The following is an 8,731-nucleotide window of genomic DNA, read 5'->3' as shown; positions in this document are numbered from 1 at the left end:
AGCGCGAGCTATGACATCACCGTCTGCTGCGGCGTCTTCACGCTCGGGCATGTCCGACCGGATGGGCTGCGCGAACTGGCTCGCGCATAAGCCATTGATGCTTCCCGGCGGTTCTTCGCGCAGCCGCCGTCAACTGCAAAATCGCCCGAAATTGTTGCGCCGAGTCCATTGTCAAACAGGGGGTATTCATGCCGAAGAATATGGTGTCGAAACTGGACGACAAGCTGCGCGCGAAACGCGAAAGCTTTGACAAGCTTCCGGTGGTTGACATCGCGCCGCTTCTCGATGGCACCAATAAGCAGAGGGTGGCCAAGGAGATACGTTGGGCGTTGTCGAACACCGGGTTCTTGTATGTGAAGAACCACGGTATTCCTCAGGATTTTGTGGATTCGGTATTCGATGTGAGCCGTCGGTTCTTTGATCTTCCCATGTCGCAGAAGATGACATTGCACGTTAGCACATCCGATGTGGCCTTCCGCGGATACATTGAGCCGTTCGGGGAGAACACCGACCCGGGCAAAACGAAAGACCTGAAGGAGTGCTTTGACTTCGGACCTGAACGTTCGACCCTGGAAGGTCCGTTCTTTGGCCCCAACCAGTGGCCCTCAAGTCTGCCCGAGTTTCGGGAACTGACATACGGGTTCCACCAAAAGATGTTGGATCTCGCGAAAAAACTTTTGCAGGGCATCGCGCTCAGTCTGGACCTGTCGGAAAGCTATTTCGAAAGCCTTATGCGGAACCCGATCAGCATTCAGCGCCTGCTTCATTACCCGCCGCAGAGGGGCTATATTGGCGAAGAGATCATCGGTATTGGTGCCCACACGGATTACGGCAATCTGACCATCCTGGCGCAGGACGACGTGGGTGGTCTTCAGGTCATGAACCGAGATGGCGATTGGGTCGAGGGCATTCCGATCCACGGCACATTCGTAATCAACATTGGCGATCTGATTCAGCGGCTCACGAACGATCTCTACCTGGCGAACATGCACCGCGTGGTGAATAGATCGGGCCGCGAGCGATACTCGATCCCCTTCTTTATCGACGCTGACTTCAATGCGATCATCGAACCATTGCCCTCGTGTGTCACGGACAGCAACCCGCTTCGCTACAAGCCGGTGACTTGCGGCGAGCACAAATTCGGGCGCTTCGCAGCAAGTTACGCTTACTTGGCCAAAGCGTGATGTGAGCGGACAGGCACTTATGAGACCTGTGCGCGGGTGTCTGGACTGGTGTATTGATCTGTGATTCTCTCAATCACAATGGATTGAGGGATGCGATGTCACGTCGGCGCATTGGTCAGCAAAAGTTTGGTTTTGCTGTTGATCGCGGCCGGCATTCGTCTTTGGAAACGCTTGCCAGACTGGTTGACTGGGTGCCGATCGATCAGGCCCTTTGTGTGGTTCCTGCTCTGCGAAGGGCGAGCCTGCCTGGCCGCCAGAGGCCTTGTTCAAGGCGATGCTGCTGTCAATCTGGTCCGACTTGTCCGACGTCAAGCTTGCCGAGGCGCTGGACGACGGAGGATCGTTCCGACGGCTGCGGGTTTTCGGTTTCAAGAGCCGACACCTGAGCGAACGGCTTTCGTGCGTTTTCGAAAGGCCCTTGTGGCCCATCGTCTGGACAAGATGTTCGACGAGATCACCCGCCAGCTCAGGGCCAAAGCGATTCAGGTGAAGACCGGTACGCTTGTCGATGCGACGATCATCGCCTCGGCCAGTGAGGATGACGAAGAGGGCCATTGGGTCAAGCATAAGGGCCGACCAGCGGTTCATGGCTTCAAGGCCCATGTCGGTGCCGACGCCGATACAGCTCTGGTCGAGGAGATCGCTATCACGCCCGCCAACATCAACGACGGCAAGGCCGGTCCCGATGCTCTGCCTGACAACCTCGGCGAGGTGTTTGCCGATAGCGCCTATCGCGGCAATCATTTCGGCGACGCGGTGCGTGCCAGGGGTGGAAGGCCACGCATCGTCGCCACAGGCATGTGGGGATGGGATGAAGCCGAAACAAAGGCACGCCTTGAGGCCTGGAACCAACCAATCCACCGCATTCGTGGCCGGATCGAGAAGATTTTCGGAACCTGGAAACGAAGCTACGGCCTTCGCCGGATGCGATGGCGAGGGCTTGCAAAGGCAGGCGTTCAAATTCGCCTCACCGCCATCGTCCACAATATGAAACGCAGATTGAAGTCATCGTCATCGCTATGGCTGGATAGCAGCAAAAACACCACTGACGCTCACACGAGAGCGTCAGAAGACACAGCCGACGACGTCGGCGCTGATATCAGGGCGCCCTTTACCCTGGAAGCCGAAAAGATCAAACCAAAATGCTTCCCGCGCACAGGTCTCATTATTCACGTGCAATGCCTGCCGCGCTTCATTCCGGAGAGATACGACCATTCAAAAGTCCTTGGCGAGCCAGTCCGCAAACAGGCGGGCTTTCGAAGTCGCCCGCCGATGGATTTCAGATAAAACGCCATGGGTGAAGGAATACTGTAAGGCACAGCGACGATGGCGGCGCGGTCGGCGACAAAGGTCAGAGCCTTCGAGCGCAAGCGCACCGTCAAGGAAGCTGTGTCCCGAGCATCTGCTGCACGAACGCGTGGTCATTGCCACTCCGTCGAACTGGCCGTGTCGCGGTTGCCCGAAAACTCGCTGTCATCCTATATCGCATGTGTACAGCAAGAACCCGGTCTCGTATCGGCATGAAATGGACAACGGACAAATGAAGAAAGAGTTTCGCCCACAAGGGTGATCCTGTCGTTCCCGTGGGGACGATGGGCAACGCGATCTCGTTAGCAGGCACGATCCTGGGCGAACTTTCCCAAATCGTTCAACAGATTGAGACGCCTCGCTCTCCTGACCCCATCATGCGGCGGCCCTGCGCCGACCGCGAAGAGAAGCGAGTGACCCGCGGGGCGACACGGTCCGAAAAAAACGCAGCAGGAGCTTGATCTCAACAACCCCAATCAGAGAAGCCTGCTAGACTGAACGCGAGAATTTCGCGTCTCGCCGATGCGAGACGATCGCGCAGCCGCCTGCACCCTTCCCATGTGACGGCGCGCGGCTCTGCTGGGCCGAATCTGTTGGCGCTGTTTGAGAAGATTGCCCAGCATTAGCCGTTGAACCGGCAGACCGAGCGCCACCACCGCGCGGGCATTCGATCTGAGCCTCTGCACGCTCGGGACCAGGTCGGCGCCTGTGCCGCGGTGCTGAAGCCGGTGCACGCGATGATCGAGGCGCATGTGTTTGCTGCGAAACGTCTGCATGTTGACGGCACCACCGTGCCGATCCTGGTGAGCGGCAACGCCGATTCCGGTCGCAGCTAGCCCTACGTCCGAGCTTCTACGTTTCGTGGCTGACTTCGCGCGCTGACCACCTGGGCATGGAAACGGTGGCCGGATCCCACCTCGTCAATGTGACGATCCGGCGCGGGCCTCCACAAACCTTGCGCCCGAAGCTGGACAAGAATGTCGGAAGCCCGACGAAACTGTCGCCAGAGCCGGGCCGTCGGGATGGGTGAATGGTGCAACTAAAACGGTGCGCCAATTCGGCACGCAACTTGCTGGGGCCTTGACGGACGGCCGCAATCCGTCACGAAGGCCGGTGGTGATTGATCAGTCTCTCTGCCGATCTGATTGGAGCGTTCAATGGACCATCGCTATTATGATCTCCCGTCCCTCGCTGCCCTCGAGGTATTCGAGTCATCGGCACGCCATCTCTCGTTCAAGCTTGCGGCTTCCGAGCTTGACGTGACGTCGGGAGAGATCCGTCGGCAGATCAAAGCCATTGAGGACGAGCTTGGGGTTCCGCTGTTTGTGAGGCCAGGAACCGGCGTCATGCTTACCAGCGCTGGCAAAGACCTCTACAGCGTGCTGGCAAGCAGTCTTTCCAAGGCGTCCGATCTCGTGAGGACCATTAAACGCGGCGATCGTTCCCGGAACGTCACAATTGCCGCCACAGATGGGGTTCGCTGATACCGCGCATGTCGCGCTTTTGGGCACGGCATGGTTATATCACAGTCGACCATATGATTTTTGACAGCTCGCGCGATTATCAGCGTGCTGAAGTCGAGTTGCGCATCCGCTATGGCTGCGGCTCATGGCCCTGACGAGACAGCGGAACTGTTGTTTGGCGATGTCATCTACCCGGTCTGCGGTCCCGGCTTGGTGCATCGCATGGCAAGAACGATCTTCGCCATCCTTCGGGACTGCACGCGATATCAGCCGCAGGCGGCCGCCTGAACGGCTTAAGGGATGGTCAGTGCAAAGTGAGGTGATGGCGAACGAACGGAGACGAAGAACCAGGACACCCCGATCAATCCGAAGCACCTCGAGCGCGCTCGATTGAGTGGGACCTGCTCTTCAAGCGGACATTCATCAGGGCGCGAAACGATCGCGCTGCACATTCAGATGCCGTATACATGGCCGCAACCTACCTGTTCACCAGAACCGATCCGAAGTCCTTGACCCGCAGGAGCCATCCATACACGGATTGAAGTCAGGCGAGTATGGCGGCAGGAACAGGAGCCGCGCGCCAACCTTCTCGATCGCCTCGCGCACGCCGCTGATCTTGTGGGCCGGCAGGTTGTCCATGACCACGATGTCACCGGGGCGAAGCTCGGGTGCGAGAACCTGCTCCGCATAGGCGAGGAAGGCAGAACCATTCAACCGCAGGCCGGCCGTGAAGGACGGCCGCCCGGCATCGTTCGCCGCGCAGGCTGCGTCCGCGCAACCGCGCCATCTTTGTGGAAGCCGCGGTCTCATCGATGAAGATCGGCCTCTCGGGGTCGAGATCGAGCTGATCATCGAACCAGGTCCTGCGACGGCGCAGCACATCGGCGCTGCTGTTCGGCGGCGTCCGTTTTTTTTTAAACGTGATGCCGCGATGCTCGAGGAACAGCCAGACCGTTGACGGCGCTACCCGACGTCGCGCTCGGCGGCAAGGCGCTCGCCGATCTCGGCAAACGTGAGGTCCGGCGCGTGCTCGATGAGGCCAAGAATGAAAGCCTCATGCGTCGCCTCGCAGTCGAAACAAACTCAACCGCTGGGTTACTCGCAGGAACGCTCTTTATATTCGGCGAGACAAAACAATACCAAAGTATCCCCGCTTCGAATGGGAAGTCGCTCAGCAGAGGGAGGTATCGATCATGAATGAAATCACTGATAATGTGAGCCGCCGGGCCTTCTCAAGGCCGGCAAAGCTGAAGCCTTCAAGGTCCGCAAGCAATCCACGGGCGAGGCGAGCCGGGAAGATGGGCGCCCGGTACCTGAATGGGGCGGGGCCGAGAATGTATTGCATCACAAAAATGGAAGCGGCAACCGTCGATTTCAAGCCGGTTGAGGTCATTTCGGCTGTGAGTTCCACGCGCTGTCGCTGTGCGCAGAACGTCTGCAACAGCGCCTTTCCCGAACCGTCAGCAAGCCGGGACGAGGCAGAGCCGTCTTCCGTTGAGCGCCGAAGCTCCTGCCGCAAGCGCGAGCGCATAGAAGGGTCGCAGCATGGACGATATCGCGTATTCACCGACTTCCCCCTGGAGTGCACCCCTCGACCGAGACAAATAAATAGCGGACAGTTTCTGGATTGCAGGGACTGGAAATGGTTGGAAGAAAGCCGACATTTAGCGAAGAAGAGAAACTCTCCATGCTCCTGCGGATGCAAAGCGGGGAGAACGTCAGCCGGCTGCCGGATGAACTGGGTATTCACCGCCAACGCTTATATGCTTGGCGTGAACAGTTGCGGGTGTGTGGCAATCTAACGCCCAGCCGACAGGGGCGTCCAAAGAAGCGGCCTCCCGAGGCACCACCAGATCGGCAAGCCTTGACGGCAGGTTTTGCACTGTCGGCTGAACAGCGTCGTGCCGATGGGTTGACAAAAGCCCGTCGCCGCATTGTCGAACTTGAACGCAAGATTGGGCAGCAACAGGTTGAACTTGATTTTTTTCAAGAAGCCTTGCGGCATGTCAGGGGCAGTCAACAGCAGAAAGACGCACCTGGCGGTGCAGCGTCTTCGAAGTCATTCAAAAAATGACAGCCCATGTGCCGCAAGGCTCTCCAGGAATTGAACAGATGTGCCGTCTCGCCCGTGTCAGCAGGCCCGGATACTACCGGCATTGGCGACAGTCGGCGCCGCGTCAGGAAGAAACTGGTCTGCGAGATGTTATTCAAAGGCTGGCCTTGGCCAACCGGCACTATGGCCATCGCCGGATCGGCGCCCTTCTTGGCCGCGAGGGTTGGCAGGTAAACCACAAACGTGTGTTGCGGGTAATGGGGGCGGAAAACATCGTGCACCACCCCTGACCATGGTCATGAGAGTTTGCACAGGGACTCTGTCCAGATCGTCCGGCCTCGGAGGTGGTCGATCGCCATGCCCAGCGCCGAGCGCTGGCCGTTGGTATTGACGTCAAAGGCTATGATGACGCCCACTGGCAAGGTGCGCCCGCCGCGGCGCACCTTCAAATAGATCCCGTTGATCCACAGGTATGCCCACTGCTATCTCATGCCTCGAGGAAAAAAACTAGCCTGGCGGTTGAGTTTATTTCTCTGCAACGCTCGTTAACGCCGACTATAGTCCATGTAACGAGAATGGCTCTGTTTCGAATGGGAAGAGCTCAACCAAAGGGGAATCAATCATGAAAGATAATGGCAATCCGAGCCGTCGGGCGTTTCTGAATACCGCTGCCGCGTTGGCGGAGGCATATTTCGCTGCTGGCATGCCATTGTCGGAAGCCATCTGGGCAACCCAATGCAAGATGCTCAAGGCGCATGGCCCCGTGACATCGTTAATCTCGATCCGGCCTTTTCCAGGGTGGACCCGATGAAATTGACGGAAGACCGAGCGTAGGCGTTTGGATATCGAACGGCACTCGTTCAGGCAAAAATTCTTACAAGCGGAGCACGCGATCGGAGCAAGCGATGTCCGACTCCAGGAGCTATCAGCTCTTCATCAACGGGGTGTGGCGAGCCGGTAGTGACGGAACCACTCTGCCGGTGATCAGTCCACAACCACTGCAGCTGCCCACCTTGGCAAGCTGCGCATCTTTCGCTTGGATATTGGAGCAACGTTTGGATCATGCAGTTGAACGGTGATCAGAGATTAGAGGCTTATCGGCGGATGCTTCGCATCCGTCGATTCGAAGAAGAGGGTATGCGCCAATTCAAAGGTGGCAAGATTCCTGGTCCCTTCCACGCGAGCATGGGCCAGGAAGCAGCTATCGTCGGTTCATGCCTCGCCCTTCGGATCGATGACGCCATGACCGGGACGCATCGTTCACACGGCCATCCGATCGGAAAGGGTGCCCATTTGGACGCGCTCATGGCCGAGGTGATGGGTAAGGAGGGTGGCATTTGCAAGGGGCGCGGGGGTTCAATGCACCTGGCAGACAGATCGGTCGGGATCATAAGCGAATCGGCTATCGTCGGAGGGGGCATTCCTCTCGCCACGGGGTGCGCGTTCAGCGCCATGGTAAGGGGCATCGACCAGGTTACGCTTTGCTTCTTTGGCGATGGAGCGGTGAACCAGGGCACATTCCATGAGAGTCTGAATATGGCGTCGCTCTGGAAGCTTCCGGTCATCTATCTTTGCGAGAACAACGGCTATGCAATCACTACCTCGGTGGCACAAAGCCACGGTCAGCCCGCCATCGCGCTGCGAGCGGCAGGTTATGGCATGCCTGGCGTGACGGTTGATGGGCAGGACGTGAGCGCCGTGTATGAAGCTGCGGCGCGGGCTGTCACGCGGGCACGCGCGGGCGAGGGACCCACGCTCATAGTAGCCGACACCTATCGGTTCGATGAGCACAGTTTCGGACTGGTGATCCCGGGGGAGCCTTATCGATCGATCGAAGAAGTCGAAGGCTACAAACGCGACTGCGATCCGATTGTACTGTATCGCGCTGTGCTGCTCGAAGAAGGCATAAATGAAGAGAGTCTCGGAGCAATTGAAGAAGAAGTGACCGAAGCCGTAAAGCAGGCTGTGAGGTTTGCTTTGGTTAGTCCCATGCCTCGGCCAGACACGTTGCCTGACTACATGTTCAACTCGCCTGTGGCGGGAGCTGCGGGCTGAGCCCGAGAGGAATTGATCGACATGCTAACTGATGCGCAGATACTTGCTCCGACCTCCGGCGCCTATGTTCAGATGACCTACCTTGAAGCGCTGATGCAGGCGCAGATGGAGGAAATGGATCGTGATGAGCGGGTCATCCTAATGGGGGAAGACATCTCGGTATATGGCGGTGACAAGCTTGTTGAGCGATTCGGCAAGCACCGGATTTGGGACATGCCAATTTCAGAAGGCAGTTTCACCGGCGTAGGAATCGGAGCTGCTATCAACGGGTTGCGACCAATAGTAGACCTCGAATTTGCCAGCTTCGCCTATCTCGCCTCAGATCAGATAATCAATCAAGCTTCGAAATTGCAGTATATGACTGGAGGCCAGATCGACATTCCTATCGTGTTTCGTTGCTGTATGTTCTCCACAGGGTCCATGGCGGCGCAGCATGCCGACCGGCCCTATCCGTTTTTCATGAATGTGCCGGGCCTCAAGATCATCAGCCCGACCGGCCCCGCCGACATCAAGGGTCTTATGAAATCGGCCATTCGGGACGGCGATCCTGTGCTCGTCTTCGAAGAAAAACGCCTGTGGCCGCTCAAGGGCGATGTGCCCACAGATCCGGATCATGTCATCCCGATTGGCAAAGCGGATGTGAAGCGCGAGGGAAAAGACGTAACCCT

12 protein-coding genes and 1 pseudogene are annotated in these 8,731 nt (G+C 57.9%); 10 read left to right on the top strand and 3 right to left on the bottom strand.

Annotation, left to right across the window (positions count from 1 at the left end; genetic code table 11):
• Positions 1 to 188: 188 nt before the first annotated feature.
• The 5 genes and pseudogenes from NKI16_RS33580 (at position 189) to NKI16_RS33560 (ending at position 3,976) form a co-directional block, all read left to right on the top strand.
• Entirely contained in the window at positions 189 to 1,184 is a 996-nt protein-coding gene (locus tag NKI16_RS33580; RefSeq protein WP_352924732.1) for an isopenicillin N synthase family dioxygenase, read from the top strand.
• A gap of 274 nt (positions 1,185 to 1,458) precedes the next feature.
• The gene (locus NKI16_RS33575) at positions 1,459 to 1,674 is read left to right on the top strand and encodes a hypothetical protein (RefSeq protein ID WP_352924736.1); all 216 of its coding nucleotides are present in this window, start codon (positions 1,459 to 1,461) and stop codon (positions 1,672 to 1,674) included.
• Entirely contained in the window at positions 1,626 to 2,471 is an 846-nt protein-coding gene (locus tag NKI16_RS33570) for a transposase (RefSeq protein ID WP_352924729.1), read from the top strand. Before NKI16_RS33575 ends, NKI16_RS33570 begins: the two co-directional genes overlap by 49 nt.
• 514 nt (positions 2,472 to 2,985) lie before the next feature.
• Positions 2,986 to 3,322 (top strand): annotated as a pseudogene (locus NKI16_RS33565) (IS66 family transposase); the annotation flags it as partial.
• A 327-nt stretch (positions 3,323 to 3,649) separates the two neighbouring features.
• The gene (locus NKI16_RS33560; RefSeq protein ID WP_352924727.1) at positions 3,650 to 3,976 is read left to right on the top strand and encodes a LysR family transcriptional regulator; all 327 of its coding nucleotides are present in this window, start codon (positions 3,650 to 3,652) and stop codon (positions 3,974 to 3,976) included.
• A 465-nt stretch (positions 3,977 to 4,441) separates the two neighbouring features.
• Here the strand turns inward: NKI16_RS33560 and NKI16_RS33555 are convergent, their stop codons facing one another.
• Complete coding sequence (locus NKI16_RS33555) at positions 4,442 to 4,765, bottom strand: transposase (RefSeq protein ID WP_502897651.1); 324 nt, start codon at positions 4,763 to 4,765, stop codon at positions 4,442 to 4,444.
• Between NKI16_RS33555 and NKI16_RS34225 the strand changes: the two genes are divergently transcribed.
• Positions 4,683 to 4,913 carry a hypothetical protein gene (locus NKI16_RS34225; RefSeq protein WP_502897653.1) on the top strand — a complete coding sequence of 77 codons (231 nt, stop codon included), beginning with the start codon at positions 4,683 to 4,685 and terminating at the stop codon, positions 4,911 to 4,913. The two genes, NKI16_RS33555 and NKI16_RS34225, sit on opposite strands and share 83 nt — an antisense overlap.
• Before the next feature lie 213 nt (positions 4,914 to 5,126).
• On the opposite strand, the gene NKI16_RS33550 is transcribed toward NKI16_RS34225, so the two are convergent.
• The gene (locus tag NKI16_RS33550; protein ID WP_352924725.1) at positions 5,127 to 5,396 is read right to left on the bottom strand and encodes a hypothetical protein; all 270 of its coding nucleotides are present in this window, start codon (positions 5,394 to 5,396) and stop codon (positions 5,127 to 5,129) included.
• 201 nt (positions 5,397 to 5,597) lie between these two features.
• Between NKI16_RS33550 and NKI16_RS33545 the strand changes: the two genes are divergently transcribed.
• Together NKI16_RS33545 and NKI16_RS33540 are read left to right on the top strand one after the other, a co-directional pair.
• Positions 5,598 to 6,029: a transposase gene (locus NKI16_RS33545; RefSeq protein WP_352924723.1), complete on the top strand. Its 432-nt coding sequence runs from the start codon at positions 5,598 to 5,600 to the stop codon at positions 6,027 to 6,029.
• Positions 6,026 to 6,298: an IS3 family transposase gene (locus NKI16_RS33540; RefSeq protein WP_352924721.1), complete on the top strand. Its 273-nt coding sequence runs from the start codon at positions 6,026 to 6,028 to the stop codon at positions 6,296 to 6,298. Before NKI16_RS33545 ends, NKI16_RS33540 begins: the two co-directional genes overlap by 4 nt.
• 6 nt (positions 6,299 to 6,304) lie before the next feature.
• On the opposite strand, the gene NKI16_RS33535 is transcribed toward NKI16_RS33540, so the two are convergent.
• On the bottom strand, positions 6,305 to 6,478 hold the full coding sequence (locus NKI16_RS33535) for a transposase (protein ID WP_352924734.1): 174 nt from the start codon (positions 6,476 to 6,478) through the stop codon (positions 6,305 to 6,307).
• 592 nt (positions 6,479 to 7,070) lie between these two features.
• Here NKI16_RS33535 and NKI16_RS33530 point away from each other — a divergent pair.
• Both NKI16_RS33530 and NKI16_RS33525 read left to right on the top strand, forming a co-directional pair.
• Positions 7,071 to 8,063 (top strand): thiamine pyrophosphate-dependent dehydrogenase E1 component subunit alpha, encoded by a 993-nt coding sequence (locus NKI16_RS33530; protein ID WP_352924719.1) that lies wholly within the window; start codon positions 7,071 to 7,073, stop codon positions 8,061 to 8,063.
• Positions 8,064 to 8,084: 21 nt separating this feature from the next.
• Positions 8,085 to 8,731, top strand: a 647-nt coding sequence (locus NKI16_RS33525; RefSeq protein WP_502897652.1) for an alpha-ketoacid dehydrogenase subunit beta, incomplete at its 3' end; no start/stop codon positions are given.

The organism is Mesorhizobium sp. M0698 (genome assembly GCF_040320455.1).
GTDB lineage: Bacteria > Pseudomonadota > Alphaproteobacteria > Rhizobiales > Rhizobiaceae > Mesorhizobium.
This window is presented reverse-complemented; position numbering and strand designations above follow the sequence as displayed.

What these genes read in the sequence shown, in the direction of transcription:
- NKI16_RS33575 (WP_352924736.1), top strand. Translation starts at nt 1,459, where the DNA reads ATGCTGCTGTCAATCTGGTCCGACTTGTCCGACGTCAAGCTTGCCGAG.
- NKI16_RS33580 (WP_352924732.1), top strand. Translation starts at nt 189, where the DNA reads ATGCCGAAGAATATGGTGTCGAAACTGGACGACAAGCTGCGCGCGAAA.
- NKI16_RS33560 (WP_352924727.1), top strand. Translation starts at nt 3,650, where the DNA reads ATGGACCATCGCTATTATGATCTCCCGTCCCTCGCTGCCCTCGAGGTA.
- NKI16_RS33545 (WP_352924723.1), top strand. Translation starts at nt 5,598, where the DNA reads ATGGTTGGAAGAAAGCCGACATTTAGCGAAGAAGAGAAACTCTCCATG.
- NKI16_RS33570 (WP_352924729.1), top strand. Translation starts at nt 1,626, where the DNA reads ATGTTCGACGAGATCACCCGCCAGCTCAGGGCCAAAGCGATTCAGGTG.
- NKI16_RS33540 (WP_352924721.1), top strand. Translation starts at nt 6,026, where the DNA reads ATGACAGCCCATGTGCCGCAAGGCTCTCCAGGAATTGAACAGATGTGC.
- NKI16_RS33555 (WP_502897651.1), bottom strand. Translation starts at nt 4,765, where the DNA reads ATGAGACCGCGGCTTCCACAAAGATGGCGCGGTTGCGCGGACGCAGCC.
- NKI16_RS33530 (WP_352924719.1), top strand. Translation starts at nt 7,071, where the DNA reads ATGCAGTTGAACGGTGATCAGAGATTAGAGGCTTATCGGCGGATGCTT.